Below are 26,729 nucleotides of genomic sequence, written 5' to 3'. Positions count from 1 at the left end.
GGGAAATTTAATGAGCTTTTTCATTTCTGACGCCGTTGCCGCAGCAGGCGCTCCGTCTCAGGGAAGTCCTTATTCTCTGGTGATCATGCTGGTGGTGTTTGGTCTGATCTTCTATTTCATGATTCTGCGCCCGCAGCAGAAGCGTTCTAAAGATCACAAGAAGCTGATGGATTCCATCTCTAAAGGTGATGAAGTGTTGACCAGCGGTGGCCTGGTAGGTCGTGTGACCAAAGTGGCTGACAACGGCTACGTTTCTATCGCCCTGAACGACACCACTGAAGTAGTTGTAAAACGTGATTTCGTGGCCGCCGTTCTGCCGAAAGGTACTATGAAGGCGCTGTAATTTTTTCTTCCCGAAGGGAACTGCCGTGTTAAACCGTTATCCTTTGTGGAAGTACATCATGCTGGTCGTCGTGATTCTCGTCGGCCTGCTCTATGCGCTTCCTAACCTTTATGGAGAGGATCCGGCCGTTCAGATCACTGGTGCGCGCGGTGGCGCCGCCAGTGAACAGACGTTGGATCAGGTCCAGACTTTATTAAAACAAGATAATATCCAGAGCAAATCCCTCGCTCTGGAAAATGGCGCCATTCTGGCCCGTTTTGACAATCAGGATGCACAGCTGCGCGCGCGTGATGCCATCACTACCGCGTTGGGCGACAACTATGTTGTGGCGCTCAACCTCGCGCCGGCAACTCCGCGCTGGCTGACCATGCTGGCTGCACAGCCGATGAAACTCGGTCTTGATCTGCGTGGCGGCGTACACTTCCTGATGGAAGTGGATATGGATACCGCTCTGGGCAAGCTGCAAGAGCAGAATGCCGATGGCCTGCGCAGTGACCTGCGCGACAAAAGCATCCCGTATACCAACGTCAATAAAATCGCTAACTACGGTGTAGAAGTGCGTTTCCGCGACGGCGCCAGCCGTGATGCGGCGATCAGCTACCTGTCACCGCGTCATCGCGATCTGGTGATCTCCAGCGTCGGCAGCGATACGCTGCGTGCGGTGATGACCGATGCGCGTCTGAGCGAAGCCCGTGAGTATGCGGTTCAGCAGAACATCAATATCTTGCGTAACCGTGTGAACCAGCTTGGCGTTGCCGAGCCACTGGTGCAGCGTCAGGGTTCTGACCGCATCGTGGTTGAGCTGCCGGGTATTCAGGACACGGCGCGTGCCAAAGAGATTCTGGGTGCCACTGCGACCCTGGAATTCCGTCTGGTGAACACCACCGTTGACCCAACTGCCGCGGCCAGCGGTCGAGTACCGGGTGATTCGGAAGTGAAAGAGACGCGTGAAGGCCAGCCCGTGGTGCTGTACAAGCGTGTGATTCTGACCGGTGACCATATTACCGATTCGACGTCCAGCATGGACGAGTACAACCAGCCGCAGGTGAATATTTCACTGGATGGCGCGGGCGGTAACATGATGTCGAACTTCACTAAGGACAACATCGGTAAAGCGATGGCGACCCTGTTTGTGGAGTACAAGGACAGCGGTAAGAAAGACGCGAACGGTCGTGCTATCCTGGTGAAACAGGAGCAAGTGATTAACGTGGCGAACATTCAGTCGCGCCTCGGTAACAGCTTCCGCATCACCGGTATCAACAACCCGAACGAAGCCCGTCAGCTGTCGCTGCTGCTGCGTGCCGGTGCGTTGATCGCGCCAATTCAGATTGTGGAAGAGCGTACCATTGGTCCAACCATGGGTCAGCAGAATATCACTCAGGGTCTCGAAGCCTGCTTGTGGGGTCTGATCGCCTCCATCATCTTTATGGTGGTGTTCTACAAGAAGTTTGGTTTGATTGCGACCAGTGCGCTGCTGTGTAACCTGGTGCTGATTGTCGGCATCATGTCACTGCTGCCGGGTGCGACCCTCACCATGCCGGGTATTGCCGGTATCGTGTTGACGCTGGCGGTTGCTGTTGATGCTAACGTGTTGATTAACGAACGTATTAAAGAAGAACTGCGTAACGGACGCTCGGTACAGCAGGCGATTCATGAAGGCTACAAAGGCGCCTTCTCCAGTATCGTCGACGCCAACGTCACCACGCTGATCAAAGTTATTATTCTTTATGCGGTCGGTACCGGTTCTATCAAAGGCTTTGCGATCACCACCGCTATCGGTATCGCGACGTCAATGTTTACCGCTATCGTCGGCACCCGTGCCATCGTTAACCTGGTGTACGGCGGCAAACGCATCAACAAGCTGTCTATCTGAGGAGTGCGTTGTGGCACAGGAATATAGTATTGAACAGCTAAACCATGGGCGTAAGGTCGTTGACTTTATGCGCTGGGATACGCTGGCCTTCATCATCTCTGGTTTGCTGATCGTGGCTTCTATCGCCATGATTGGTGTGCGAGGCTTCAACTGGGGCCTCGACTTTACCGGCGGAACGGTGATTGAGATTAACCTGGAAAAACCAGCCGATCTGGATGCCTTACGTGAAGGATTGGTCAAAGCCGGTTTCCAGGAGCCGCTGGTGCAGAACTTCGGCAGCAGCCGTGACGTGATGGTGCGTATGCCACCTGCCACGGGCGCAGCAGGTCAGGAACTGGGCAACAAAGTCGTGACCTCAATCAATGAGACGACGCAGCAGAACGCGACCGTGAAGCGCATTGAGTTCGTCGGCCCCAGTGTGGGTAGCGATCTGGCGCAAGCCGGTGCGATGGCGCTGCTGTCGGCACTGATTGCGATTCTGATCTATATCGGCTTCCGCTTTGAGTGGCGCCTGGCGCTGGGTACCGTGCTGGCGCTGGCGCATGACGTGATCATTACCTGCGGCATTCTGTCACTGGCACACGTTGAGATCGATCTGACGATTGTGGCCTCACTGATGTCGGTGATCGGTTACTCGCTTAACGATAAGATCGTGGTCTCTGACCGTATTCGTGAGAACTTCCGCAAAATCCGTCGCGGTTCTTCCTACGATATTACTAACGTGTCGCTGACCCAGACGTTGAGCCGTACCTTGATCACCTCGCTGACCACGTTGGCGATGATTTTGATTCTGTTCATCTTTGGTGGTGCGCTGCTGAAAGGCTTCTCGCTGACCATGCTGATCGGTGTCACCATCGGTACCGTTTCATCTATCTATGTTTCTTCTGCTCTGGCGTTGAAACTGGGTATGAAGCGTGAACACATGCTGGTGCAGAAAGTGGAGAAAGAGGGCGCAGATCAGCCTTCGATCCTGCCTTAATTCTGCCGATGAAATGAAACGGGCTGCCCGAGGGCAGCCCGTTTTTTTATGCCTGCTGATCAGGGCGCCGTTTTGGTGGCAGTTGCACTCTGCACATCATGCACGCGCACATAGCCGAGTTGCTCCGGCGTCAGTCCGCTCAGGCGCAGCGGCACCGTCACTGAACTGCGTGGCATCAGACTCGCCTCAACCTGAATGGTCTGGCTCAAACTCTCCGCATTCAGCGGTTTGCCACTGGCGGGATCCAGCTCACCCCACACCACGGTGGCGCTCAGCGCGGGGACCGGCTGGTCATCGGTGGAACGGATATTCAGGTTGGCGCGACTACCACTGGCTTCCCCCTCGACGCGAGACAGTGACAGGCGCAATTTGCCCACCTGCGTCTGTAACTCGACGGGCGTGTTGGCTTGCGGTAGCAACCATGCCCCCTGGGTTGACTGCCCATTAAGTTGCCCCTGAATCTCCAGCGCCGTTGCCTGATTGGTGAGTTTGCGCATCTGCTGGTTAAGCTGGCTGACTTCCTGATGTAACTCTTTGACCTGCGGTGAAGTCGGCGTTGAACTACAACCACTGAGCACCAGCAGCGAAAGTGCGGCGGGCGCCCAAAACGTCCTGATCGTCATGCATTGTCCTTTCTGTTATTTCGGAATACGTAATACCTGGCCTGGGTAGATCTTATCAGGATGCGTCAGCATTGGCTTGTTTGCTGCGAAAATCTTGTTGTATTCATTAGGATTCCCGTAAACCTGTTTGGAAATCGCGCTTAGGGTGTCGCCTTTTTTCACCGTATAGAAATCCGCTTCTGGCGCACTGTCGGTGACGGTGACCTTGTCATCGACCTTGGTAATCCCTGCCACGTTACCGGCGGCAACCAGGATTTTCTCTTTCAATTCCTGCGAGATGCCATCACCGCTCACAGTAACGGTATCGCCTTGCACATCGACTTTAACTTTGTCGCTATCAGGTAAGCCGAGCTGGTTAATGTGATCCTGTAATTTTTTGCTGGGATCGTCAGCGCCGGTGACGGCATCCCATAACTTTTCACCTGCTTCTTTCACGAAATTGAACAGACCCATGTGACCTCCTGCAAATATGCCGGATTGGCTGTTTAAGCTTAGTGGCTTTTAGGGTTTACAGCGGAGCGCGTACTGCGTCTGTGAGCCGGGCGGTGATTCGGTCTCGTGTATTCAGTTGCTCCCGAGATCGCGCTACACTGTGTGGCCTATTTATCTCGCGACAGGAAACGTCATGCATTGCCCCTTCTGCTCCGCTGTGGACACCAAAGTCATCGACTCACGTCTGGTCAGTGAAGGTTCTTCGGTGCGTCGCCGCCGCCAGTGTCTGGTGTGTCATGAGCGTTTTACCACCTTTGAAGTGGCTGAATTAGTCATGCCGCGCGTGGTGAAAAGCAACGATGTGCGTGAACCCTTTAACGAAGATAAGCTTGCCAGCGGCATGATGAAGGCACTGGAGAAACGCCCGGTGAGCGCGGACGCCGTCGATAACGCAGTGAATCACATTAAAACGCAACTTCGTGCGACCGGCGAGCGCGAAATTCCCAGCAAACTGGTGGGCAATCTGGTGATGGAAGAGCTGAAGAAGCTCGATAAAGTTGCCTACATCCGCTTTGCTTCGGTGTATCGCAGCTTCGAAGATATCCGTGATTTTGGCGAAGAGATCGCCCGCTTACAGGACTAAGCCATGACTGACGAACGCTATATGGCGCGCGCGCTGGAACTGGCGCGTCGCGGACGTTTTACCACTACCCCTAATCCTAACGTTGGCTGCGTGATTGTGCGCGACGGCGAGATTGTCGGCGAAGGCTGGCATCACCGCGCCGGTGAGCCGCATGCTGAAGTGCACGCGCTGCGCATGGCCGGAGCAAAAGCCAAAGGCGCGACGGCCTTCGTCACGCTGGAACCCTGCAGCCATCATGGCCGGACACCGCCATGCTGCGATGCGTTGATTGCCGCGGGTGTCAGCCGCGTGGTGGCGGCAATGCAGGACCCAAACCCGCAAGTGGCGGGGCGAGGGTTGTATCGCTTGCAGCAGGCCGGCATTGAAGTCAGCCACGGTTTAATGATGAGCGAAGCGGAAGCATTGAATCGTGGTTTTCTGAAACGCATGCGTACCGGCTTCCCGTGGATTCAGCTCAAACTCGGCGCATCCCTTGATGGGCGCACCGCGATGGCCAGTGGCGAAAGTCAGTGGATAACCTCGGCGGCGGCAAGGCGCGATGTGCAACAATTACGTGCCCAGAGTTCGGCTATTCTTACCTCCAGTGCCACTGTGCTGGCGGATGATCCCTCACTGACCGTACGCTGGAATGAGCTTAACGCGGATGTGCGTCAGCAACTCGATGAAGCCACGCTGCGCCAACCGGTGCGGGTAGTGATCGACAGCCAGCAGCGCGTCACGCCACAACACCGTCTGATCGCACAACCTGGCGAAACCTGGCTGATGCGTACTGAAGCCGATCAGCACGCCTGGCCGGAAAGTGTCAGCCAAATTGCGGTGCCGCTGCGCGGAGAGCAACTGGATCTGGTGGCGATGATGATGTTACTCGGCCAGCGTCAGATTAACACGGTGTGGGTTGAAGCCGGCGCCAGTCTGGCGGGGGCGCTGTTACAGGCTGGACTGGTCGATGAGCTGATTGTCTACGTGGCGCCAAAGCTGCTGGGCAATGCGGCGCGTGGCCTGTGTGAACTGCCTGGGCTGGAACAATTGTCCGATGCGCCAGCGCTGAAGTTTAGTGACGTACGCAAGGTTGGCGCAGACCTGCGACTGACCCTGACGCCCGCTTAAGCACCGACTGAAAAGCCTGAGCGCGTTGTCGAAGAGTATGATAGAATCCGCCCCCTTCTGCGGGGCCATAAATCAAACACCCAAAGGATATGTATGAAAGTTATCGAAGCTCCTGTTGCCGCGCCTGATGCTAACATTGCCATCGTCATTGCGCGTTTTAACAACTTCATTAATGACAGCCTGCTGGATGGCGCGGTCGATGCGCTGAAGCGTATTGGCCAGGTTAAAGCAGAAAACATCACTGTGGTCTGGGTTCCAGGCGCTTACGAACTGCCTCTGGCAGCGCGCGCACTGGCAAAAGCCGGTAAGCACGACGCAATCGTGGCACTGGGAACCGTGATCCGTGGCGGCACCGCCCACTTCGAATATGTGGCAGGTGAAGCCAGCTCTGGCATTGCCAACGTGGCGATGACCAGCGAAATTCCGGTGACTTTCGGCGTGTTAACCACCGAAAACATCGAGCAGGCGATTGAACGCGCCGGCACCAAAGCAGGTAATAAAGGCGCCGAAGCGGCCCTGACTGCACTCGAAATGATTAACGTATTGAAAGCCATCAAAGCCTGATTTTTGGAAGGGGAATTTTGTGAAACCTGCTGCTCGTCGTCGCGCCCGTGAGTGCGCTGTCCAGGCGCTTTACTCCTGGCAGCTGTCGAACAACGACATTGCCGATGTGGAATACCAGTTTCTGGCGGAACAAGACGTCAAAGACGTCGATATTAGCTATTTCCGCGAATTGCTGGCCGGTGTGGCGACTAACAGCGCGTACCTGGACGGTCTGATGAAGCCTTACCTGTCACGTCAGCTGGAAGAGCTGGGTCAGGTAGAAAAAGCCATTCTGCGTCTTTCGCTGTATGAGCTGAGCAAACGTTCTGATGTGCCTTATAAAGTGGCCATCAACGAAGGCATCGAACTGGCCAAAGTGTTTGGCGCCGAAGACAGCCACAAGTTTGTCAACGGCGTGCTGGATAAAGCAGCCCCACAAATTCGACCCAACAAAAAATAAATGCGAAAGGCCGGTTTACCGGCCTTTTTCTCATTGAGACCTGACTTATGTCCTGTGGTGAATTCGAACTGATCGCACGTTATTTTAACCGCGTTACCAGCTCCCGCCGCGATGTGGAGAAGGGAATTGGTGACGACTGTGCGTTACTGAACGTGCCCGAAAAACAGACGCTGGCCATTAGCACCGATACGTTGGTGGCGGGCGTGCACTTCCTGCGTGATATCCATCCTGCCGATCTGGGTTACAAAGCGCTGGCCGTGAATCTCAGTGATTTGGCGGCAATGGGTGCCGATCCGGCGTGGTTGACGCTGGCGATTACCTTGCCTGAAGTGAATGAAAGCTGGCTGGCCGCATTCAGCGATAGCTTATTTGAGCTGCTGGATTATTACGATATGCAGCTGATTGGTGGTGATACCACGCGCGGACCACTGAGCCTGACGTTGGGTATTCACGGTCTGGTGCCGACTGGGCGCGCATTGAAGCGTTCGGGGGCCAAACCTGGTGACTGGATCTTTGTCACCGGTACGCTGGGTGACAGCGCGGCTGGTCTGTCGCTGCTACAACATCGTCATCGCCTGAACGATCCGGCTGTCCATGAAGTGTTGATCAAGCGCCATCTGCGCCCGATGCCACGTGTGTTGCAGGGCCAGGCACTGCGCAATCTGGCGACATCGGCGATCGATATCTCCGATGGTTTGATTGCCGATCTTGGCCATATTCTCACGGCGAGCCGCGTCGGTGCGCGCCTCAATCTGGAAGCGTTGCCACTTTCCGCGGCCTTGCGCGATCATTTTGAACCGGAGCAGGTACTGACTTGGGCGTTAAGTGGCGGCGAAGATTATGAGCTGTGCTTTACCGTGCCGGAAGTCAATCGTGGTGCGCTGGACGTGGCGCTGGGTCATCTTGGTGTGCCTTATACCTGCGTCGGGCAGATTGCGCCTGAAGCCGACGGGCTGACGCTGCTGGAAAATGGCAAGCCACGTCGTTTTAATCACAAGGGATTTGATCACTTTAATGCGAAGTAAAGATGTAGCGAAAAGCCGCCTGCGCCTGAGCAATCCCTGGCATCTGTTGGCAACCGGTTTTGGCAGTGGCCTGAGCCCGATCATGCCAGGCACCGCCGGTTCGATTGCCGCGATTCCCTTTTGGTGGTTGATGACCTTTCTGCCGTTGCAGATTTACTCTCTGCTGGTGCTGATTGGCATTAGCGTGGGCGTTTATCTCTGCCATCGCACCGCCAAAGACATGGGCGTGCACGATCATGGCAGCATTGTTTGGGATGAGTTTATCGGCATGTGGATTACGCTGATGGCGATTCCGGCGATGAGCTGGCAATGGGTGCTGGCCGGGTTTGTCATCTTCCGCATCTTTGATATGTGGAAACCCTGGCCGATTCGTTGGTTCGATCAGAACGTGCATGGCGGCATGGGCATTATGGTCGATGACATTATCGCGGGCGTGATTTCCGCCGTGATTTTGTATGGATTGGGGCTGGTACTTTAATTCGGCAGGTGCGCATCAATGCGCTCCCAACGGATTACCCAATGTCGCTGTGAATGTGCATCTTTCGGTTTGCCCAATGTGGCTGAGAATGTGCTCTCTACGGATTACCCAATGTGCGCACTCAACATGGTAGGGTCGCCGTTTATGGCGACCCGGTTCAATAATTACTCGAATCCCACCACTGGATGCGGTTGATACACCGTTTCCAGTTCAGCGATATCCGTTGAACTCAACTCCACATCCACCGCTTTCACCAACTCTGCAAACTGCTGCTCGCGTGATGCACCGATAATCGGTGCTGTGACCACGGGTTTATGCAGCAGCCACGCTAGCGCCACCTGTGCACGCGTCACGCCTTTATCGGCGGCAATGGTCGCCAGACGCTCTGCAATCGCCGCATCATTCTCTTCGGTACCGGTATAGAGTTTTTCCATGACGTTATCCGATACCGAGCGTGCGGTGGTTTCACCCCATGGACGCGTCAGTTTACCGCGCGCCAGCGGGCTCCACGGCAGCACCGCGATACCTTCACGTTCACACAGCGGGTGCATCTCGTTCTCTTCTTCACGCTGAATCAGGTTGTACTGATCCTGCATACTGACAAAACGTGCCCAGCCATTCTGTTTTTGCAGATCCAGCGCCTGAGTAAACTGTGCAGCATGCATCGAAGAAGCGCCGATGTAGCGCGCTTTACCCGATTTCACCACCTCATTCAGCGCCTCAAGCGTCTCTTCGATCGGCGTATCGTAATCCCAGCGGTGAATCTGCAGCAGGTCGACATACTCCATGCCGAGACGCGTCAGGCTGTCGTCGATAGACTGCAGGATGTTCTTGCGTGACAGCCCCTGAGAAAGGTTGCTGAGCGGGAAATAGACTTTGGTGGCCACCACGACCTGATCGCGCTGGGCGAAATCTTTCAGCGCACGCCCGACGATCTCTTCACTGCTGCCATCGGAGTAGCTGTTGGCGGTGTCGAAAAAGTTGATGCCCGCGTCCAGCGCTTGCTTGATCAGCGGTCGACTGCTCTCTTCGGGCAGGGTCCATGCGTGATTGCCGCGCATCGGATCGCCGTAAGTCATGCAGCCTAAACAGAGACGCGAAACCTGTAAGTCGGTCTGGCCTAAACGAATGGTTTTCATGGGAGCTCCTGCTCTTATACGTTAGGAATGCCCTAAGCATAGCAGCAGGAGCGGGGAGGGGATTACTGCGCCAGCCAGTCAGTGATTTGTTGCTGAATACCGGCGGCATCCAGCTGATAATCCTGACGAACCTCTTCCTGCGTGCCCTGCGGAATAAACTCGTCTGGCAGACCCAGGTTCAGCACATGAACACGCAGGCGTTTCGCCATTACGTATTCATTGACGCCGCTACCGGCTCCGCCTTTGATGGCACCTTCTTCCAGCGTCACCAGTGAATCATGGCTGGTGGCCAGTTCGGCAATCAAGGCTTCATCCAGTGGCTTCACGAAACGCATATCCACCAGCGTGGCGTTAAGCGCTTCAGCGGCGGCCTGTGCTTCAGGCAACAGCGTACCGAAGTTTAGGATCGCCAGCTTTTCACCACGGCGCTTCACAATACCTTTGCCCAGCGGCAGGCTGGCGAGCGGCTCCAGCGTGGCGCCGGTGCCCGTGCCGCGCGGATAGCGCACCGCACTCGGACCAGCCTGATAGTGATAGCCGGTGTAGAGCATCTGGCGGCATTCGTTTTCGTCGCTTGGCGTCATGATCACCATTTCGGGCACACAGCGCAGGAAGGCGATATCAAATGCGCCCTGATGGGTTTGCCCATCGGCGCCCACAATGCCGCCGCGATCGATAGCGAACAGCACCGGCAGTTTCTGGATCGCCACATCGTGGATCAGCTGATCGTAAGCGCGCTGCAGGAAGGTGGAGTAAATCGCCACCACCGGCTTGTAACCGCCAATCGCCATACCTGCAGCAAAGGTCACCGCATGCTGTTCAGCAATCGCCACGTCAAAGTACTGTTGCGGATAGTCACGAGAGTAGCTGACCATGCCAGAACCTTCGCGCATCGCCGGCGTCACCGCCATTAAACGCGGATCGTCAGCAGCCATTTCGCTCAGCCAGCTACCGAATATTTTCGAGTAGCTAGGCAGGCCTGGCGCGCTTTTCGGCAGAGAACCGCTGGCCGGATCGAACTTCGGTACCGCATGCCAAGCGATGGGATCCTGCTCGGCAGGCGCGTAGCCTTTGCCCTTTTTGGTCATGATGTGCAGGAACTGCGGGCCTTTAAGGTCGCGCATGTTCTTCAGCGTGCTCACCAGCGTCAGTACATCGTGTCCATCAACCGGACCAATGTAGTTGAAGCCCAGCTCCTCAAACAGCGTGCCGGGCACCACCATGCCTTTCAGGTGCTCTTCGGTGCGCTTCACCAGCTCTTTGATCGGCGGCAGGCCGCCCAACACACGCTTGCCGCCTTCGCGCAGACGTGAGTAGGTTTTACCGGAAAGAATCTGTGCCAGACGATTGTTGAGTGCGCCGACGTTCTCCGAGATCGACATCTCGTTGTCGTTGAGGATCACCAACATGTCAGGCTTGATGTCACCTGCGTGGTTCATGGCTTCAAACGCCATACCGGCGGTGATGGCGCCGTCGCCGATGATGCAGGCAGTACGACGGCCTTTACCTTCACGCTCAGCGGCCACAGCCATGCCCAATCCGGCGCTGATCGAGGTCGATGAGTGGCCGACGCTCAATACGTCGTATTCACTTTCGCCGCGCCACGGGAACGGATGCAGGCCATTTTTCTGGCGGATGGTGCCGATTCGATCGCGGCGCCCGGTCAGAATCTTATGCGGATAGGCCTGATGGCCAACGTCCCACACCAGATGGTCAAACGGGGTGTTATAAACATAATGCAGCGCGACTGTTAGTTCGACGACGCCCAGACCCGAAGCAAAGTGGCCGGAAGACCGGCTCACGCTATCCAGCAGATACTGACGCAGTTCGTCACACAGTACCGGAAGTTTTTCTTTCGGTAATAAACGTAATTCCTGAACCGTGCTTGCTAACGCCAGTGTCGGGTATTTTGCAATATCAAAACTCATCAGAGACTCATTATGAAAGTTATTTATCGCGTTCAATTATGAAGCTTGCCAGTGCTTGTAATGCGGTGGTGTTATAAGAATGCGCCGCCAGAATCTCTAACGCACCCAGTGCTTCCTGATAAAGATCCCATGCTTTACGACGGGCATTTTCCAGCCCCATCAAGGCCGGGTAAGTGCTCTTACCCAATGCCTGATCCGCGCCCTGGGTTTTGCCCAGCACCGCGGTATCGCCCACCACATCAAGAATGTCATCCTGCACCTGGAACGCCAGTCCGATGGCGTTGGCGTAGGTATCCAGAACCGGAAGTGCCGCACGGCCACGTTCACCTGCGGTCAGTGCGCCAAGACGCACCGCAGCACGAATCAATGCGCCGGTTTTATGACGATGAATCTGCTCCAGCTGAGCGAGGTCGATTTGCTTGCCTTCGGCGGCCAAATCCAGTGCCTGACCACCGCACATGCCTGCCACACCGCTGGCCTGGGCCAGTTCTGAAATCATCGCAATGCGCGCTTGCGGGCTGACGCCGGGCATAGGCTCATCGGCCAGAATCGAAAACGCCAGGGTTTGCAACGCATCACCAGCGAGAATCGCTGTGTCTTCACCATATTTTATATGGCAGGTTGGCTGTCCGCGGCGTAATGCATCGTCATCCATCGCGGGCAGATCATCATGAATCAGAGAGTAAGCATGAATGCACTCTACGGCAGCGGCCGGCGCATCCAGGCTGGCCGTCTCGGCCTTTAACATCTCGCCCGTGGCGTAAACCAAAAACGGACGCAGACGCTTACCGCCTAATAGTGCCCCATATTGCATGGATTGCACCAGAGGAGAACTCTGAAAAGGAAGTGGATCTATTAAGCGTGTCAACGCCAGATTGACGCGTTCGTGATACGCGTTGAGTAATTTGGCGAAATCCATCAGTCATTTTCCGGCGTGAACGGGGCGAGCGCGGCATCTTTATCGTCGCTGAGCAGGATCTGCACGCGCTGTTCAGCCTGCTGCAGGGTTTGCTGACCGGTGCGTGCCAGCTGTACGCCGCGTTCAAATTCGTTCAATGCTTCTTCCAGTGGCAGTTCGCCACTTTCCAGACGGCTAACGATTTGTTCCAGCTGCTGCAATGCGCTTTCAAAACTGGCTGGCGCTTCGGCTTTTTTCGGCATAATCAGTGTCGACTCACAGGTTAGGAATCATCTTGCAATCGGTCATGGTAGCCGACGAGGATTAATTAGCAAAATAATGAATGTGATTGCGGTTGCAGAAGCGGTCATCTGACAAAGGTGGTATACTTTTGCGCCTCGGATGCGGGCGCCTCTGCGTTACCCGTAATTATATGATTTTACCAGTTAAGTGCCGATGGTTTTAGCACTTATTTGCCCAACGAAGCTGTGTCGCCATGAAGTTTATCATTAAGCTCTTCCCAGAAATCACCATCAAAAGTCAGTCGGTGCGTCTGCGCTTTATCAAGATCCTGACCGGTAACATCCGCAATACCCTGCGTACTGTCGACGACGAAATCGCCGTGGTGCGTCACTGGGACCATATTGAAGTACGCGCTAAAAAAGAAGCGCTGCGTACCGTCGTTATTGATGAGCTCACGCGTATTCCCGGTATTCACCATGTACTGGAGGTTGAGGATCAGCCTTATACCGATATGCACGATATCTTCGAGCAGACGCTGGCACTGAATCGTGAGCGCCTGGAAGGGAAAAGTTTCTGCGTGCGTGTAAAGCGTCGTGGCAAACACAGCTTCAGCTCGATTGAGGTCGAGCGTTACGTGGGTGGCGGGCTCAATCAGCACATTGAGTCCGCACGTGTGCAATTGAAAAATCCTGATGTGACGGTCAATCTCGAGATTGAAGACGATCGTCTGCTGCTGATCAACGGCCGATATGAAGGGCTGGGTGGTTTCCCCATCGGGACACAAGAAGATGTGCTGTCGCTGATTTCTGGTGGCTTCGACTCCGGCGTCTCCAGCTATATGCTGATGCGTCGTGGTTGCCGCGTGCACTACTGCTTCTTCAACCTCGGCGGTGCCGCGCATGAAATCGGCGTCCGTCAGGTCGCGCATTACCTGTGGCAACGTTTTGGTCGTTCGCATCGCGTACGCTTTGTGGCGATCAACTTCGAGCCGGTTGTCGGTGAGATTCTTGAGAAAGTCGATGATGGCCAGATGGGCGTGGTGCTGAAACGCATGATGGTGCGTGCGGCGTCCATGGTCGCTGAGCGCTACGGCGTGCAGGCCCTGGTGACGGGTGAAGCGCTGGGGCAAGTATCGAGCCAGACGCTGACCAACCTGCGTTTGATTGATAACGCTTCGGATACCCTTATCCTGCGTCCGCTTATCTCGCATGATAAAGAGCACATCATCGATTTGGCGCGCCACATCGGCACCGAAGACTTTGCCAAAACCATGCCGGAATACTGCGGTGTGATTTCGAAAAGCCCAACGGTAAAAGCGATGAAAGCGAAGATCGAAGCGGAAGAGCAAAACTTCGATTTCGAGATCCTCAATCGCATGGTGCAGGAAGCCAGCAACGTCGATATCCGCGAGATTGCGGAGAAGGCTCAGGAAGAAGTGGTGGAAGTAGAGACGGTGGCCTCGTTCACCGCAGATGATGTGGTGCTGGATATCCGCTCTGTGGATGAGCAAGAAGCATCACCGCTGGCGCTGGAAGGCGTTGAAGTCAAATCCCTGCCGTTCTACAAATTGAGCACTCAGTTTGGCGATCTGGATCAGAACAAAACCTGGTTGCTGTATTGCGATCGCGGTGTGATGAGCCGTTTACAGGCGCTGTATCTGCATGAGCAAGGCTTTAAAAACGTGAAGGTCTATCGTCCGTAACGATGATAAACCTGTCAACGACGCGATTCATCGTCTATGTAGGCGATGAATCGCGTCGCTAAGAGGTCCGCTAAATCATCGGGACTGTGTTGAATCGCGGGGGGCCGTTAAACCGCAATGCCTGTTGAAATACGCTGCTAAATAGGCGTTTTACCCCATCACAACGCGGTTATTCGCGCTCTTCAAATTCCTGATAGTTATAAATCCCCGCCGCTAATACCAGCTGTGACGCAACTTCACGCGCTTTCTCCTTATCCACCAGCAGATCAATCAGCTTCAGCGCAAAATCAATCGAAGTGCCAGGCCCCTGGCTGGATAACAGATTGACGCGCGGATCCCACACTACGCGGCGATCCATCCAGTGCTTATCGGGAATGGTGTCACGCAAGCCAGGAAAGCCCGTCATATTGCCCACAGGGAACAGATCGTGCGGGATCAGCACCGTGCCGGGGGCAGCACAAATCGCGGCAACGATTTTTCCTGCGAGGTGAAACTGGCGCACGGTTTCCACCAGCAATGGGCTGTCACGGAACGTCTCCGCACCTTTCAGGCCACCGGGCAGCACCACGGCGTCATAGTCGTTATCCGCCACTTCAACCAGTGGCGCATCGGCCAGCAGGCGCACGCCGCGCGAGCAGATAATTTCGCGCGTGCCATCGCTTTCAACACTGGCGGTGGTGACGCTTAAGCCCGCGCGGACCAGCAGGTCGATAGTGGTGACAGCTTCAATCTCTTCACTGCCATGTGCCAGGCAAACCAGAACCGATGCGGTCGCGCTCATATTGGGACTCCTTGCGTTTAATCAGATCGTACAAACGGGTGTTCTCCGGCAGCGCAATGCCCTGCGCGCGAGCGCGGCGCAGCAGGTAGCCGGTGATGTAATCAATTTCTGTCAGGCGCTGTGCGCGCACATCCTGCAACATTGAGGAGGTATTCGCTGCGGTGCTGTCGATGACGTCATAGATGATGTCGCGCAGGTTATCGACCGCAATGTGCTGACCTTCACGCTCCATGACCCAGGCAATCTCTTCACACAGCGTGGCAATCTGCTGCGGCCAGGCGCGCAGGGCACCGTTCTGGCAATCGTGTTCAACGGTAAGCGGATTGATCACGCAGTTCACCGCCAGTTTGCGCCAGCTGGCAGAAGCAATGTTGTCATGCCAGGCCACGTCCGGCAAAGCCTGGTGCAGGATATCGGCGATATCGCTCATCGCGGCACTATCACGTCCGGTGGGACCGATATGTGTGATGCCCTGCGCAACGTGTTTGATTACCGTGCCATCGCGCATCGCCGCGTGGGTGGTAATGCCGCGCAGCAGCGGTTGCTGCAACTCCTTCAGCTCTTCCAGCGTGCCCATGCCATTGTGCAATAACAAAATGGCAGCATGAGCAGGCAGGATGCTTTGCAGGTTTTTGACTGCCGGGGAAACCTGTGGCGCTTTCAGTGTCACCAGCAACAGCTGGCTTTCGGCAAGAAACAGCGGATCGTTGGCGATAAACGTGTGATTGCTGACCTGTCCTTGCGGATCAATCACGTTCACCGAGCAATAGGGCTGCGGCACGCGCAACCAGCCCTGAACCTCATGTCCCTGACGTGCGAGCGCGGCGAGCCAAATTTGACCCAGGGCGCCACAACCCAACACGGTAATTTTCATTTTGCCTCCCGCTGACGGGTTCTCAATTTCACGACATCGTTAAGTATAGCTTTCCGCGTATCGTGTTTAATTAGCGCCATAAGACGCGTATTATGCATGTCACTTTAGTATCAGGAGAAGAAAAGATGCCATCTTTCGATATCGTTTCCGAAGTCGAACTGCCGGAAGTGCGTAATGCGGTGGAGAATGCCAGCCGTGAGATCTCAACCCGTTTCGATTTCCGCAACGTGAGCGCCAGCATTGAGCTCAACGAAAAGAATGAGACCATCAAAATCACCAGCGAATCTGATTTCCAGGTTAAACAGCTGGTGGATATTTTGCGTGAAAAACTGCTGAAACGCGGCATTGAAGGCGCAGCGATTGAAGTGCCAGAAGAGATCATTCACAGCGGTAAAAGCTGGAGCGTAGAAGCCAAGCTGAAAAAGGGTATCGAAAGCGATATCGCTAAAAAGCTGGTGAAGCTGATTAAAGACAGCAAGCTGAAAGTGCAAACGCAGATTCAGGGTGAAGAGCTGCGCGTGACCGGTAAATCACGTGACGATTTGCAGGGTGCGATGGCGCTGGTGCGCGGTGGCAACCTGGGTCAGCCCTTCCAGTTCAAGAACTTCCGCGACTAATCGCGTTTGTCGCGTGCGGCACGACGATAGAGCGTGCTGCGCGCGACACCTAATGCCTCCGCCGCTTTACTGATATTGCCATTGAAGCGTTGGAGCGTTTCACTAATCAGCCGCTCATCATGGCTCTGCTTATCTTCCACTGGCACCGCCGCTACCCGGCGATATTCGGCTGGCAAATGCACATCAGTGACTTCTTCGCCTTCATCGGCGAGCGCTAACAGTACACGCAATAAACTGCGTAACTGCCGCACGTTGCCGGGCCATGGCAATTGCGCCAGCGATGCCAGCAAGGCGGGAGAAAGCTGGATATCGCGATCTGCGCCGCCCAACTCAATCCATAACCGACCAATAAAATCTTCGATATCTGGCCAGGCACGCAACGGCGGGATGGTCATGGAAAATTCCTGCAAGCGATAGAGAAGATCCTCGCGGAACTCGCCCTCGGCCACACGCTGCGCCAAATCACGGTGCGTTGCGCAGATCACAGCAAAATTCACCGGCCAGCTGCGACTGGAACCAAGCGGCGCGACCTCTTTTTCTTGCAGCACACGCAGCAAACGGGTTTGTAGCGCCAGCGGCATATCTCCAATTTCATCAAGAAACAGCACGCCACCATCCGCCTCGCGGATTTTACCGATGTAGCCATTTTTGCTGGCTCCGGTAAAGGCGCCAGGCTGATAACCAAATAGCTCTGATTCAATCAACGCTTCCGGAATGGCTGCGCAATTGATGGCGACGAATTTGCCCTCGCGCCAGCGGCTCTGCTGATGCAGCGCACGGCTGACATACTCTTTACCGCTGCCGGTTTCACCGTGAATGCACAACGACACACCGGCATTCATCAGACGCACCATTTTCTCGCCATCACGACCCAGCGAGAAGGGGAGATCGGCGGCGGGTTCGCTCGGTGTGGCGAAATGCGTGCGGTGCGGTGCCCGCAGGCGGAAGTAGTAACGCTGCTGGGCAAAATGAATCGGGAGAGGAATGGTGTTGGCCAGCTGTTCCAGTTGATCAAACAGCTGCTGGAATGTCAGAGTGCCCAACTGCTCGGTGGTGAGATTGAGTTCACGCATCGCCAGGCGGTTTGCGGCGGTGAGCACATTATCGGAGAACACCAGCAGCAGCTCATCACTGGTATCAATGCCGTGCGGCTCAACGTGCAGGCTCATCAACCATTGTTGGGGATGCAGGCTTTGCTTAACCCACAAATACTCGATCTGTTTAGCGGCGGCTTTGACCCACTGAAACGTTTGCGGATGCGGGAAGTGCGCTGGGCCAGAGATATCCAGTACGCCCGCAATCTGACCGTTGGGCATCTGCAACGGCATGGCTGCGCAGTACAGCCCCTGATTTAAGGTGAGAAAATGTTGCTGGCCTTCAATTTCACAGCCATCGTCAATCGCCAGTGCAGTGCCAATTGCATTGGTGCCGCGCCCGCATTCGCTCCACAAATTGCCGGGAGCGAGTGCAAATCGCTGCGCTTTCTCCATCGATTGCATGTCGCCAAAGGTGTTCAGCACCAAACCGGTGGCATCCGAAAGGATCACCACAGATTGTTTTTCCGCCAGTTTCTGCGCCAGCTGTTTGATCACCGGCTGGGCGAATTGTTGTAGCCCGGCATTACTGGCCAGCACATCAGCCAGCTCACCCTGGCGGACGCGAGGAAAATCATCGGCGGTGCGGTCGAGACCATACAGCTGGCTACGAAACCAGGAGTCGCTTAACAGCGGGTTGGTATTAACGGCAGACGCGGCTGAATTTCCCTGCATTGGTAACCTCATGCCTAAGCGAAAGTGTTGCAGCATTGTAGCGGCTTGGTTTCTGCAGTGTTGCGATACGCAACACAGATGAGGATTTTGGTGGCAGAACCCGCGCGTTTAAAAGGGCTATTAGTTTTATAAATCAATGATAGATATAACGATTTTTCGAAAATTCGCAAGCTGAAAAAAACTGGCACGCCCGCTGCAATAGCTTATTAGGCAGCGGGCTGTTCAATCTGTTGACCCACAGATTGCCGCTGCCAGCTAACAATAAACGACCCTATACGAAGGAGTTTGCGATGCGTTATGCACATCCCGGCACGCCCGGCGCTTTGGTCACTTTTAAAGCGACCTACGGCAATTTTATTGCGGGCAAATTCACAGAGCCGCTCAGCGGCCAGTATTTTACGAACACCTCGCCTGTTGATGGCAGCGATATTGCGCAGTTTCCGCGTTCTGACGCGCGGGATATCGATTTAGCACTGGACGCTGCTCATCAGGCCGCTGACGCCTGGGGAAAAACCAGCGTGCAACACCGTGCCAATCTGCTGCTGCAGGTGGCCGACTGCATTGAACAAAATATTGAAATGTTGTCTGTAGCGGAGAGCTGGGACAACGGCAAACCGATCCGCGAAACGCTCAATGCCGACCTGCCGCTGGCGGTGGATCATTTCCGCTACTTCGCCGGTTGTCTGCGTGCACAGGAAGGCAGTACCGCTGAAATCGATGAAACCACCGTCGCTTATCACTTCCACGAACCGCTGGGCGTGGTCGGGCAGATCATCCCGTGGAACTTCCCGCTGTTAATGGCGGCATGGAAACTGGCTCCGGCGCTGGCTGCGGGTAACTGCGTGGTACTGAAACCGGCTGAGCAAACGCCACTGGCGATCACCTTGCTGATGGAGTTGATCGGCGATCTTTTCCCGGCGGGCGTGCTTAACGTGGTACAGGGCTTTGGCCGGGAAGCCGGTGAAGCGCTGGCCACCAGCAAACGTATCGCCAAAATCGCGTTCACCGGCTCAACACCGGTCGGGCGTCATATCATGGCGTGTGCGGCTGAAAACATCATTCCCTGTACCGTCGAGCTGGGCGGCAAGTCGCCTAACATCTACTTTGCCGATGTGATGGACGGTGAATCAGACTTTATCGAAAAAGCGGTGGAGGGGCTGGTACTCGGTTTCTTCAATCAGGGCGAAGTCTGTACTTGTCCGTCGCGTGCGTTGATCCATGAATCCATCTATGAGCCGTTTATGGCGCGGGTGATGGATAAAGTGGCGAATATCCGCCGAGGCGATCCGCTGGATACTGACACCATGATCGGTGCTCAGGCTTCCCGTCAGCAATTCGACAAAATCCTGTCTTACATCAACATCGCGCGCGACGAAGGGGGGCAAATTCTAACCGGAGGCGATCGCGCCAGCGTCGCTGCTGAACTGGATAACGGATTCTATATCCAGCCAACCCTGATCAAAGGCACCAACCAGATGCGGTGTTTCCAGGAAGAGATTTTTGGGCCTGTTATTGGCATCACCACTTTTAAAGATGAAGCGGAAGCTTTGTCGATTGCCAATGAAACGCAATTTGGCCTCGGCGCGGGTGTATGGACGCGTGATACCAATCTGGCGTACCGCATGGGGCGTGGTATCAAAGCCGGTCGCGTCTGGACCAACTGCTATCACATCTATCCTGCGCACGCAGCTTTCGGTGGCTATAAGCAGTCGGGAGTGGGACGCGAGACGCACAAAATGGCGCTCAGCGCCTACCAACAAACCAAAAATCTGCTGGTCAGCTATGGCACCGCGCCTTTGGGCCTGTTCTGAGTCCGCATCCGATCAAATGGAGAGTGAAAGATGAATATGCAAATCAAAACCACCATGAAAGCCGCTGTTGTCAAAGCCTTTGGCGAACCGTTAGTGATTGAGCAGGTGCCAGTACCGCAAGTGGGACCGGGCCAGATTCTGGTGAAAATCGCGGCGACTGGCGTGTGCCATACCGACTTACATGCCGCCGAAGGCGACTGGCCGATTAAACCCAATCCCCCGTTTATTCCCGGTCACGAAGGCGTAGGACAGGTAGTGGCGCTGGGTGAAGGTGTGAAGCATTTAAAACTGGGCGATCGAGTAGGCGTGCCGTGGCTCTATTCCGCATGCGGCCACTGTGAGCACTGTCTGGATAGCTGGGAAACCCTGTGTCTGTCACAGCAGAATGCCGGTTATTCGGTGAACGGCAGTTTTGCAGAATATTGCCTCGCGGACGCTAATTATGTCGGCATCATTCCGGAAAACATCGATTACAACGAAATCGCGCCGATTCTGTGTGCGGGTGTGACGGTGTACAAAGGCCTGAAGATGACCGACACCAAGCCGGGTGATTGGGTGGTGGTGTCCGGTATTGGTGGTCTGGGCCATATGGCAGTGCAATATGCGGTGGCGATGGGACTGAACGTCGCTGCAGTGGATATCGATGATGAGAAGCTGGCCTTTGCCAAACGTCTCGGTGCCAGCGTAGTGGCCAATGCGAAGAACGTCGATCCGGCTAAAGTGTTCCAGGAAAGCTTCGGCGGTGCGCACGGCGTGCTGGTGACGGCTGTTTCACCGAAGGCGTTTGAGCAGGCGATTGGCACTATGCGTCGTGGCGGTACTATGGTGCTGAACGGTCTGCCACCGGGCAAATTCGACCTGTCTATCTTTGATATGGTGCTGGACGGTATTACCGTGCGTGGTTCAATTGTCGGTACGCGTAAAGATCTGCAGGAAGCGTTGGATTTCGCTGGGCGTCATAAAGTGAAAGCCAACGTGGCGGTTGAACCGCTGACCAACATTAACGACATCTTTGCGCGTATGCATGCGGGAAAAATTGAAGGGCGTATCGTGGTTGATATGTCGCTTTAATTAGCGTGATGGTATGTGGCGGTGCGGTTAATCGCGCCGCCACAGAGTGTGTGACGACTAACTAACAGCTGGCGATCAGCGCTTCAATTTCCACGCGGCTCGTCACTTTACTGTCGATCTTGATGTAAGCACTTTTCTCTTCCGGCACGATAAAGACTGAAGAGACACCCGGCTGCGCTTTTAAACGCTTTTCAAGGTTAGGCACCGCTAATACGGCATCACTGAGCACCATGCGCAGGCTGCTGACGTACGGCGGCTCCTGCATCGACATCGCCACAAACAACCAGGCTGCCGCCACAATCGCACCCACCAGAAACACCGTCTGCGCATCAAAGTGACCGAAGATCCAACCGCCCATGCTGCCGCCAATCGCCACGCCAATGAACTGGCTGGTGGAGTAAATGCCCATCGCTGTGCCTTTGTAGCCCGGTGGTGATTCTTTACTGATCAGCGAAGGCAGAATGGCTTCCATCAGGTTGAAGGCGAGGAAGAACAGCTGCACGCCAATCACCAGCGTCCAGAAATGACCAGCCGCACCCCACAGTACGATTTCCGCGATAATGATCAGTGCCACGCAGGTAACAAAAACGCGCTTCATGCGGCGTTTCACTTCGGCATAGATGATGAAAGGCACCACCAGAACGAAAGCGACCAGCATGGTGACCAAATAGACTTTCCAGTGTTCAGATGCCGGGAAGCCTGCTTGTTCAAACTGGCCCGGCAAAGCCACAAAACTCGACATCAGCAGGATATGCAGGCAAAGAATACCGATGTTTAATTTTAGGAGTTTAGGATTGGCTAACACTTCACGAATGCTGGCTTTTACCATGCCGGACTCACGGTTAAGCACGTGATTGGGTGCGCTCGGCACCACCAATAGCGTGATAACAATGCCCAGCGAGGCCAGAATAGCGATCATCCAGAAAAGTGCATGCAACCCCAGAGCATGGGTGACAATTGGGCCTACCACCATCGCAATTGCAAAGGTCACACCGAAACTGATGCCAATAAAAGCCATCGCTTTAGTACGATTTTGTTCGCGAGTGAGATCTGAGAGTAGTGCCATGACTGCAGCGGCAATTGCGCCAGAGCCTTGCAAAGCACGACCCAGAATCACGCCCCAGATTGAGGTGGTCATCGCCGCGATAATACTGCCCAGCACGAACACTAACAGCCCGCCAACAATGAGCGGTTTGCGACCGACGCGATCGGACAACAGACCAAACGGAATCTGGAATACGGCTTGCGCCAGACCATAGATGCCAATTGCCAGACCAATTAAGGTTTCACTGGCTCCCTGCAACGCCATACCGTACGTGGTGAGTACCGGCAGGACCATAAACATTCCCAGCATGCGCAGGGAAAAAACTGTGCCTAAACCCCATGTAGCCCGAAGCTCTACTGGCGTCATTTTATTATCGTTCATTCCAACCTCTGTAATTTTGCTGCACTCATTTTAAGGAGCAGGGCAGGGCGGGTAAAACAATTGTTGTTAAGCAGTGGTAACAAAAAGAAAGGGCGCGAAATTCGCGCCCTTTCTGGTGTTGCGGAGCTGTATTACCAGACGTAAGTCAGCAGGTCTTTAGAGGCCGGCGTCATAAAATCAACCGACATCATCACGCTCAATGCTGTGATAGCGACAATCGAGAACACAAACAGTTTACGCGCCCAAACTTTATCGTTTGAGGTTTTGTAACCTGAAAGCGCCATGCCCAACCACCACACACTCACCGCCGCGGCGACCACCAGATACTTGTAGCCCGCGTAACCGCCAAGTGTCAGCATCAGCGTAGCAATCATGAACGCCAGGATGTACAGCGTAATATGATTTTTGGCTACCGAGATACCTTTCACGACAGGCAGAACCGGGATGTTAGCCGCCTGATAATCTTTGAAGCGGAAAATCGCAATCGCGTACGAGTGCGGCATCTGCCACAGGCTAAAAATAGCCAACAAGATCAAAGCGCCAGCATCAAACTGGTTGGTCACTGCGCAGTAGCCAATCACTGGCGGTGCTGCACCAGAGAGGCTACCGATCAGCGTGCCATACACGGAGTTGCGTTTCATATACAGGCTGTAAATGCCCACATAGACAACGAAGCCCATCACCGCCAGCCACATGGCCAGCGGGTTAGCACCGAAATACAGCAACGCAAAGCCAGCAATACCCAATGCGGTTGCATAAACCAGGCTTACTTTCGCCGAGATCAGGCCTTTGACCAGAACACGGTTCCGCGTTCTCTCCATTTTGATGTCGATATCGCGGTCAATCACGTTGTTGAATACACAACCTGATGCGACAACCAGCGAAACGCCCACCAGTGAATAGAGAAACAGGGGGTAATCAATGCTGCCTTTCGAAGCCAGCAAGAATCCACCGATCACAGAAATTAAGTTGCCGAAAATAATTCCTGGTTTTGTTACTTGCAGGTATTGCTTAATCATTACGTGTGACTCTTTAGTCGGCCATCATGTTGTAGTTGAGGTTCCACATGATCCACAGTGATCCGACGACAACAATCAAAATAATGAGTGCTGAGAAGACAATCGCCACCATGTTCCAGCCGCCCTCTGACTTGCTGTCCAGGTGCAGGAAGTAGACCAGGTGTACTAACACCTGAACCACCGCACACACCAGAACCACACCCAGAATCGTGCCGTGTGATGCGCCGCCATCCATTACCATCCAGAACGGAATACCGGTCAGGATGATAGAAAGGATGAAGCCGATCATGTAAGACTTCACGCTACCGTGAGAAGCGCCATGTTCGTTAACTGAATGACTCATTACATGGCTCCCATCAGATAGACAACGGTGAATACGCAGATCCAAACCACATCCAGGAAGTGCCAGAACAAGCTCAGGCACATGATACGGGTGCGGTTAGTTGCAGTCAGACCACGTTTAGAAATCTGGAACATCATCACTGCCATCCAGATCAGGCCTGAGGTCACGTGCAGACCGTGGGTACCGACCAGCGTAAAGAACGCGGACAGGAAACCACTGCGGTCAGGACCGAAGCCTTCCAGGATCAGGTGATGGAATTCATAGATTTCCATGCCGATGAATCCAGCACCAAACAGGAAGGTCAGAGCCAACCAGCTGATGACTGAACCCTTGTTCTGGTTGTTCATCGCAATCACTGCCATTCCATAAGTAATGGAGCTGAGCAGCAGCAGCGCGGTTTCAACCAGCACAAACGGCAGTTCAAAGATGTCTTTACCTGCCGGACCACCGGCAGTGTTATTGACCATAACTGCATAGGTCGCAAACAGGGTTGCGAAGATAATGCAGTCACTCATCAGGTAGATCCAGAAGCCAAAGACTTTATTGGCTCCTGCATCGTGATGCCCATGCTCCGCATGGGCGTCGTGGTGGTGATTAGTCACAGTTTCAGTTGCCATTATTTCAGACCTGCTTTGCTGATTTCATCAAAGTGCTTCTTCTCCAGCTCCTCAATCTGAGCAACGGGTACGTAGTAATCCACGTCTTCGTCGAAGCTCTTCACAATCCAGGTCACAATAGTGGCCAGGAAAGTAAGGCCAGCCAGCCACCAGATGTGCCAGATCATCGCGAAACCAAATACGGTCATGAACGCTGCGATAATAAGAGCTGCGCCGCTGTTTTTCGGCATATGAATTTCTTCATATTTTTCTGGTTGCTTGTACGCTTCGCCTTTTTCTTTCATTTCCCAGAACGCATCACGCTCGTGGATATGTGGGATCACAGCAAAGTTGTAGAACGGAGGAGGTGAAGAGGTTGCCCACTCCAGCGTACGACCGCCCCACGGGTCACCGGTCAGGTCACGGTTCTGATCGCGGTCACGTACAGAGACCCAGAACTGGATAACCTGGCACAGGATACCGCATGCAATCAGTGCCGCCCCGCCTGCTGCAACAACCAGCAGTGAGTGGAACTGAGGATCGATGTCCTGGCTGATACGACGGGTCATACCCATGAAGCCCAGTGCGTACAGCGGCATAAAGGCGACGAAGAAACCAATGATCCAGAACCAGAATGCACGGATACCCCATTTTTCGTTCAGGGTGAAGCCGAATGCTTTCGGGAACCAGTAGGTCACGCCAGCCATACAACCGAACACCACACCACCGATAATTACGTTATGGAAGTGAGCAATCAGGAACAAGCTGTTGTGCAGAATGAAGTCCGCACCTGGAACCGCCAGCAGAACACCTGTCATACCACCAATAGAGAAGGTGACCAGGAAGCCAATCGTCCACAGCATCGCTGAGTGGAACTCAACGCGACCCTGATACATGGTGAACAGCCAGTTGAAGATTTTCACGCCGGTCGGAATCGCGATGATCATCGTCATAATACCGAAGAAGGCGTTAACGTTGGCACCGGCACCCATGGTGAAGAAGTGGTGCAGCCAAACGATGAACGACAGAACGGTAATCGCGATGGTCGCCCACACCAGAGAGGTGTAACCGAACAGACGCTTTTTGGAGAAGGTCGCAGTGACTTCCGCGAACACACCGAATACCGGCAGAACGAGGATGTATACTTCCGGGTGACCCCAGACCCAAATCAGGTTGACGTACATCATCATGTTACCGCCCATTTCATTGGTGAAGAAATGGAAGCCGAGGTAACGGTCAAGCGTCAACAGTGCCAGCGTCACGGTCAGAACCGGGAACGCAGCGATGATCAGGACGTTAGTACACAGTGATGCCCAGGTGAAGACAGGCATTTTGAACAGGTCCATGCCCGGTGCACGCATCTTCAGAATGGTCACGAAGAAGTTGATACCGGTCAGAGTCGTACCGATACCGGATAACTGGAGACTCCAGATCCAATAATCGACCCCGACGCCAGGACTGTATTCCGCGCCCGAAAGCGGTGGATAAGCCAACCAGCCAGTCTGTGCGAACTCGCCCACACCCAGAGAGATGTTCACCAGGATCACACCGATCGCAGTAAACCAGAAGCTCAGGTTGTTCAGGAACGGGAAGGCAACGTCACGTGCACCGATTTGCAGCGGTACCGCGATGTTCATCAGACCTACCACGAAAGGCATCGCCACGAAGAAGATCATGATCACGCCGTGCGCGGTGAAGATCTGGTCGTAGTGGTGCGGTGGTAATATGCCGGCTTCGCCTGCGGAAGCCATCACTTGTTGGGTACGCATCATTACCGCATCGGCAAAGCCGCGCAGCAGCATGACGAAAGCCATGATGATGTACATGATACCCAGTTTTTTGTGGTCAATGGAGGTGAACCATTCTGACCACAGGTATTGCCACTTACCAAAATAAGTAATCGCGGCAACCAGTGCCAGACCACCTAAGATGATTGCGGCTACCGTAACCACGATAATGGGTTCGTGGTATGGCACTGCATCCAGTGTTAATTTTCCGAACATCGT

27 protein-coding genes are annotated in these 26,729 nt (G+C 54.5%); 13 read left to right on the top strand and 14 right to left on the bottom strand.

Going from position 1 to position 26,729, the window contains the following annotated elements:
* Positions 1-10: 10 nt before the first annotated feature.
* The 3 genes from yajC to secF are packed head-to-tail and all read left to right on the top strand — an operon-like array spanning position 11 to position 3,195.
* Entirely contained in the window at positions 11-343 is a 333-nt protein-coding gene (gene yajC / locus ACCW76_RS12995) for a preprotein translocase subunit YajC (protein WP_034831018.1), read from the top strand.
* 25 nt (positions 344-368) lie between these two features.
* Positions 369-2,216: a protein translocase subunit SecD gene (gene secD, locus ACCW76_RS12990; protein WP_071845629.1), complete on the top strand. Its 1,848-nt coding sequence runs from the start codon at positions 369-371 to the stop codon at positions 2,214-2,216.
* A 10-nt stretch (positions 2,217-2,226) separates the two neighbouring features.
* On the top strand, positions 2,227-3,195 hold the full coding sequence (gene secF, locus ACCW76_RS12985) for a protein translocase subunit SecF (RefSeq protein ID WP_436338717.1): 969 nt from the start codon (positions 2,227-2,229) through the stop codon (positions 3,193-3,195).
* Between the two features lie 59 nt (positions 3,196-3,254).
* Here secF and ACCW76_RS12980 read toward each other — a convergent pair whose 3' ends face one another.
* A complete protein-coding gene (locus tag ACCW76_RS12980) occupies positions 3,255-3,818 on the bottom strand; it encodes a DUF3251 domain-containing protein (protein WP_045833916.1) in 564 nt (187 codons plus the stop codon).
* Positions 3,819-3,833: 15 nt separating this feature from the next.
* Positions 3,834-4,271 (bottom strand): peptidoglycan-binding protein LysM, encoded by a 438-nt coding sequence (lysM, locus tag ACCW76_RS12975; protein ID WP_045833917.1) that lies wholly within the window; start codon positions 4,269-4,271, stop codon positions 3,834-3,836.
* Between the two features lie 172 nt (positions 4,272-4,443).
* Between lysM and nrdR the strand changes: the two genes are divergently transcribed.
* From nrdR to pgpA, 6 genes are all read left to right on the top strand, one after another.
* The gene (gene nrdR / locus ACCW76_RS12970) at positions 4,444-4,893 is read left to right on the top strand and encodes a transcriptional regulator NrdR (protein ID WP_034831027.1); all 450 of its coding nucleotides are present in this window, start codon (positions 4,444-4,446) and stop codon (positions 4,891-4,893) included.
* A gap of 3 nt (positions 4,894-4,896) precedes the next feature.
* A complete protein-coding gene (gene ribD, locus ACCW76_RS12965) occupies positions 4,897-6,000 on the top strand; it encodes a bifunctional diaminohydroxyphosphoribosylaminopyrimidine deaminase/5-amino-6-(5-phosphoribosylamino)uracil reductase RibD (protein WP_045813774.1) in 1,104 nt (367 codons plus the stop codon).
* Positions 6,001-6,093: 93 nt separating this feature from the next.
* Complete coding sequence (ribH, locus tag ACCW76_RS12960) at positions 6,094-6,564, top strand: 6,7-dimethyl-8-ribityllumazine synthase (RefSeq protein WP_038648599.1); 471 nt, start codon at positions 6,094-6,096, stop codon at positions 6,562-6,564.
* 19 nt (positions 6,565-6,583) lie between these two features.
* On the top strand, positions 6,584-7,003 hold the full coding sequence (nusB, locus tag ACCW76_RS12955) for a transcription antitermination factor NusB (RefSeq protein WP_038648596.1): 420 nt from the start codon (positions 6,584-6,586) through the stop codon (positions 7,001-7,003).
* Positions 7,004-7,050: 47 nt separating this feature from the next.
* Positions 7,051-8,028 (top strand): thiamine-phosphate kinase, encoded by a 978-nt coding sequence (gene thiL / locus ACCW76_RS12950; protein ID WP_436338716.1) that lies wholly within the window; start codon positions 7,051-7,053, stop codon positions 8,026-8,028.
* A complete protein-coding gene (pgpA, locus tag ACCW76_RS12945; RefSeq protein WP_038648594.1) occupies positions 8,018-8,506 on the top strand; it encodes a phosphatidylglycerophosphatase A in 489 nt (162 codons plus the stop codon). The genes thiL and pgpA overlap by 11 nt, the downstream gene beginning before the upstream one ends.
* 164 nt (positions 8,507-8,670) lie before the next feature.
* Here pgpA and ACCW76_RS12940 read toward each other — a convergent pair whose 3' ends face one another.
* The 4 genes from ACCW76_RS12940 to xseB form a co-directional block, all read right to left on the bottom strand.
* The gene (locus ACCW76_RS12940) at positions 8,671-9,645 is read right to left on the bottom strand and encodes an aldo/keto reductase (RefSeq protein WP_436338715.1); all 975 of its coding nucleotides are present in this window, start codon (positions 9,643-9,645) and stop codon (positions 8,671-8,673) included.
* Positions 9,646-9,707: 62 nt separating this feature from the next.
* Positions 9,708-11,573 carry a 1-deoxy-D-xylulose-5-phosphate synthase gene (gene dxs / locus ACCW76_RS12935; protein ID WP_038648591.1) on the bottom strand — a complete coding sequence of 622 codons (1,866 nt, stop codon included), beginning with the start codon at positions 11,571-11,573 and terminating at the stop codon, positions 9,708-9,710.
* A gap of 19 nt (positions 11,574-11,592) precedes the next feature.
* Positions 11,593-12,492 carry a (2E,6E)-farnesyl diphosphate synthase gene (gene ispA, locus ACCW76_RS12930; RefSeq protein ID WP_436338714.1) on the bottom strand — a complete coding sequence of 300 codons (900 nt, stop codon included), beginning with the start codon at positions 12,490-12,492 and terminating at the stop codon, positions 11,593-11,595.
* On the bottom strand, positions 12,492-12,734 hold the full coding sequence (gene xseB / locus ACCW76_RS12925) for an exodeoxyribonuclease VII small subunit (RefSeq protein WP_034831045.1): 243 nt from the start codon (positions 12,732-12,734) through the stop codon (positions 12,492-12,494). Before xseB ends, ispA begins: the two co-directional genes overlap by 1 nt.
* A gap of 233 nt (positions 12,735-12,967) precedes the next feature.
* Here xseB and thiI point away from each other — a divergent pair, with 233 nt between their 5' ends.
* A complete protein-coding gene (gene thiI, locus ACCW76_RS12920; protein ID WP_436338713.1) occupies positions 12,968-14,416 on the top strand; it encodes a tRNA uracil 4-sulfurtransferase ThiI in 1,449 nt (482 codons plus the stop codon).
* A gap of 169 nt (positions 14,417-14,585) precedes the next feature.
* Here thiI and yajL read toward each other — a convergent pair whose 3' ends face one another.
* Together yajL and panE are read right to left on the bottom strand one after the other, a co-directional pair.
* Positions 14,586-15,197: a protein deglycase YajL gene (gene yajL / locus ACCW76_RS12915; protein WP_034831049.1), complete on the bottom strand. Its 612-nt coding sequence runs from the start codon at positions 15,195-15,197 to the stop codon at positions 14,586-14,588.
* Positions 15,151-16,071 carry a 2-dehydropantoate 2-reductase gene (panE, locus tag ACCW76_RS12910; RefSeq protein WP_045813782.1) on the bottom strand — a complete coding sequence of 307 codons (921 nt, stop codon included), beginning with the start codon at positions 16,069-16,071 and terminating at the stop codon, positions 15,151-15,153. The genes yajL and panE overlap by 47 nt, the downstream gene beginning before the upstream one ends.
* Positions 16,072-16,196: 125 nt before the next feature.
* Here panE and ACCW76_RS12905 point away from each other — a divergent pair, with 125 nt between their 5' ends.
* The gene (locus ACCW76_RS12905) at positions 16,197-16,688 is read left to right on the top strand and encodes a YajQ family cyclic di-GMP-binding protein (protein WP_034831052.1); all 492 of its coding nucleotides are present in this window, start codon (positions 16,197-16,199) and stop codon (positions 16,686-16,688) included.
* Here ACCW76_RS12905 and ACCW76_RS12900 read toward each other — a convergent pair.
* On the bottom strand, positions 16,685-18,457 hold the full coding sequence (locus ACCW76_RS12900; RefSeq protein WP_436338712.1) for a sigma-54-dependent Fis family transcriptional regulator: 1,773 nt from the start codon (positions 18,455-18,457) through the stop codon (positions 16,685-16,687). The two genes, ACCW76_RS12905 and ACCW76_RS12900, sit on opposite strands and share 4 nt — an antisense overlap.
* 290 nt (positions 18,458-18,747) lie before the next feature.
* Here ACCW76_RS12900 and exaC point away from each other — a divergent pair, with 290 nt between their 5' ends.
* Positions 18,748-20,268, top strand: a complete 1,521-nt coding sequence (exaC, locus tag ACCW76_RS12895) for an acetaldehyde dehydrogenase ExaC (RefSeq protein WP_038648573.1) — start codon at positions 18,748-18,750, stop codon at positions 20,266-20,268.
* Between the two features lie 30 nt (positions 20,269-20,298).
* Positions 20,299-21,339, top strand: coding sequence for an alcohol dehydrogenase AdhP (gene adhP, locus ACCW76_RS12890; RefSeq protein WP_034831060.1), 1,041 nt, complete (start codon positions 20,299-20,301; stop codon positions 21,337-21,339).
* 61 nt (positions 21,340-21,400) lie between these two features.
* Here the strand turns inward: adhP and ACCW76_RS12885 are convergent, their stop codons facing one another.
* From ACCW76_RS12885 to cyoB, 5 genes are all read right to left on the bottom strand, one after another.
* Positions 21,401-22,765, bottom strand: a complete 1,365-nt coding sequence (locus ACCW76_RS12885) for an MFS transporter (protein ID WP_436338711.1) — start codon at positions 22,763-22,765, stop codon at positions 21,401-21,403.
* Between the two features lie 131 nt (positions 22,766-22,896).
* Positions 22,897-23,784, bottom strand: a complete 888-nt coding sequence (cyoE, locus tag ACCW76_RS12880; protein WP_034828090.1) for a heme o synthase — start codon at positions 23,782-23,784, stop codon at positions 22,897-22,899.
* 13 nt (positions 23,785-23,797) lie between these two features.
* Positions 23,798-24,127 carry a cytochrome o ubiquinol oxidase subunit IV gene (locus ACCW76_RS12875; RefSeq protein WP_034828092.1) on the bottom strand — a complete coding sequence of 110 codons (330 nt, stop codon included), beginning with the start codon at positions 24,125-24,127 and terminating at the stop codon, positions 23,798-23,800.
* Positions 24,127-24,744, bottom strand: a complete 618-nt coding sequence (locus tag ACCW76_RS12870; RefSeq protein WP_166933720.1) for a cytochrome o ubiquinol oxidase subunit III — start codon at positions 24,742-24,744, stop codon at positions 24,127-24,129. Before ACCW76_RS12870 ends, ACCW76_RS12875 begins: the two co-directional genes overlap by 1 nt.
* Positions 24,744-26,726, bottom strand: a complete 1,983-nt coding sequence (cyoB, locus tag ACCW76_RS12865) for a cytochrome o ubiquinol oxidase subunit I (protein ID WP_436338710.1) — start codon at positions 26,724-26,726, stop codon at positions 24,744-24,746. Before cyoB ends, ACCW76_RS12870 begins: the two co-directional genes overlap by 1 nt.
* Between the last annotated feature and the right edge of the window lie 3 nt (positions 26,727-26,729).

Origin of the sequence: Pantoea sp. C8B4 (assembly GCF_051336905.1) — a bacterium.
In the GTDB taxonomy this organism is placed as follows: Bacteria; Pseudomonadota; Gammaproteobacteria; order Enterobacterales; family Enterobacteriaceae; genus Pantoea; species Pantoea rwandensis_B.
Note: the sequence above shows the minus strand (reverse complement) of the source record. Positions and strands in the feature narration are given on the sequence as shown.

Bases quoted from the DNA above. Each gene is read 5' to 3' on its own strand.
- yajC (WP_034831018.1), top strand. From the start codon at position 11: ATGAGCTTTTTCATTTCTGACGCCGTTGCCGCAGCAGGCGCTCCGTCT.
- ACCW76_RS12980 (WP_045833916.1), bottom strand. From the start codon at position 3,818: ATGACGATCAGGACGTTTTGGGCGCCCGCCGCACTTTCGCTGCTGGTG.
- lysM (WP_045833917.1), bottom strand. From the start codon at position 4,271: ATGGGTCTGTTCAATTTCGTGAAAGAAGCAGGTGAAAAGTTATGGGAT.
- nrdR (WP_034831027.1), top strand. From the start codon at position 4,444: ATGCATTGCCCCTTCTGCTCCGCTGTGGACACCAAAGTCATCGACTCA.
- ribD (WP_045813774.1), top strand. From the start codon at position 4,897: ATGACTGACGAACGCTATATGGCGCGCGCGCTGGAACTGGCGCGTCGC.
- ribH (WP_038648599.1), top strand. From the start codon at position 6,094: ATGAAAGTTATCGAAGCTCCTGTTGCCGCGCCTGATGCTAACATTGCC.
- thiL (WP_436338716.1), top strand. From the start codon at position 7,051: ATGTCCTGTGGTGAATTCGAACTGATCGCACGTTATTTTAACCGCGTT.
- pgpA (WP_038648594.1), top strand. From the start codon at position 8,018: ATGCGAAGTAAAGATGTAGCGAAAAGCCGCCTGCGCCTGAGCAATCCC.
- ACCW76_RS12940 (WP_436338715.1), bottom strand. From the start codon at position 9,645: ATGAAAACCATTCGTTTAGGCCAGACCGACTTACAGGTTTCGCGTCTC.
- dxs (WP_038648591.1), bottom strand. From the start codon at position 11,573: ATGAGTTTTGATATTGCAAAATACCCGACACTGGCGTTAGCAAGCACG.
- ispA (WP_436338714.1), bottom strand. From the start codon at position 12,492: ATGGATTTCGCCAAATTACTCAACGCGTATCACGAACGCGTCAATCTG.
- xseB (WP_034831045.1), bottom strand. From the start codon at position 12,734: ATGCCGAAAAAAGCCGAAGCGCCAGCCAGTTTTGAAAGCGCATTGCAG.
- thiI (WP_436338713.1), top strand. From the start codon at position 12,968: ATGAAGTTTATCATTAAGCTCTTCCCAGAAATCACCATCAAAAGTCAG.
- yajL (WP_034831049.1), bottom strand. From the start codon at position 15,197: ATGAGCGCGACCGCATCGGTTCTGGTTTGCCTGGCACATGGCAGTGAA.
- panE (WP_045813782.1), bottom strand. From the start codon at position 16,071: ATGAAAATTACCGTGTTGGGTTGTGGCGCCCTGGGTCAAATTTGGCTC.
- ACCW76_RS12905 (WP_034831052.1), top strand. From the start codon at position 16,197: ATGCCATCTTTCGATATCGTTTCCGAAGTCGAACTGCCGGAAGTGCGT.
- ACCW76_RS12900 (WP_436338712.1), bottom strand. From the start codon at position 18,457: ATGCAGGGAAATTCAGCCGCGTCTGCCGTTAATACCAACCCGCTGTTA.
- exaC (WP_038648573.1), top strand. From the start codon at position 18,748: ATGCGTTATGCACATCCCGGCACGCCCGGCGCTTTGGTCACTTTTAAA.
- adhP (WP_034831060.1), top strand. From the start codon at position 20,299: ATGAATATGCAAATCAAAACCACCATGAAAGCCGCTGTTGTCAAAGCC.
- ACCW76_RS12885 (WP_436338711.1), bottom strand. From the start codon at position 22,765: ATGAACGATAATAAAATGACGCCAGTAGAGCTTCGGGCTACATGGGGT.
- cyoE (WP_034828090.1), bottom strand. From the start codon at position 23,784: ATGATTAAGCAATACCTGCAAGTAACAAAACCAGGAATTATTTTCGGC.
- ACCW76_RS12875 (WP_034828092.1), bottom strand. From the start codon at position 24,127: ATGAGTCATTCAGTTAACGAACATGGCGCTTCTCACGGTAGCGTGAAG.
- ACCW76_RS12870 (WP_166933720.1), bottom strand. From the start codon at position 24,744: ATGGCAACTGAAACTGTGACTAATCACCACCACGACGCCCATGCGGAG.
- cyoB (WP_436338710.1), bottom strand. From the start codon at position 26,726: ATGTTCGGAAAATTAACACTGGATGCAGTGCCATACCACGAACCCATT.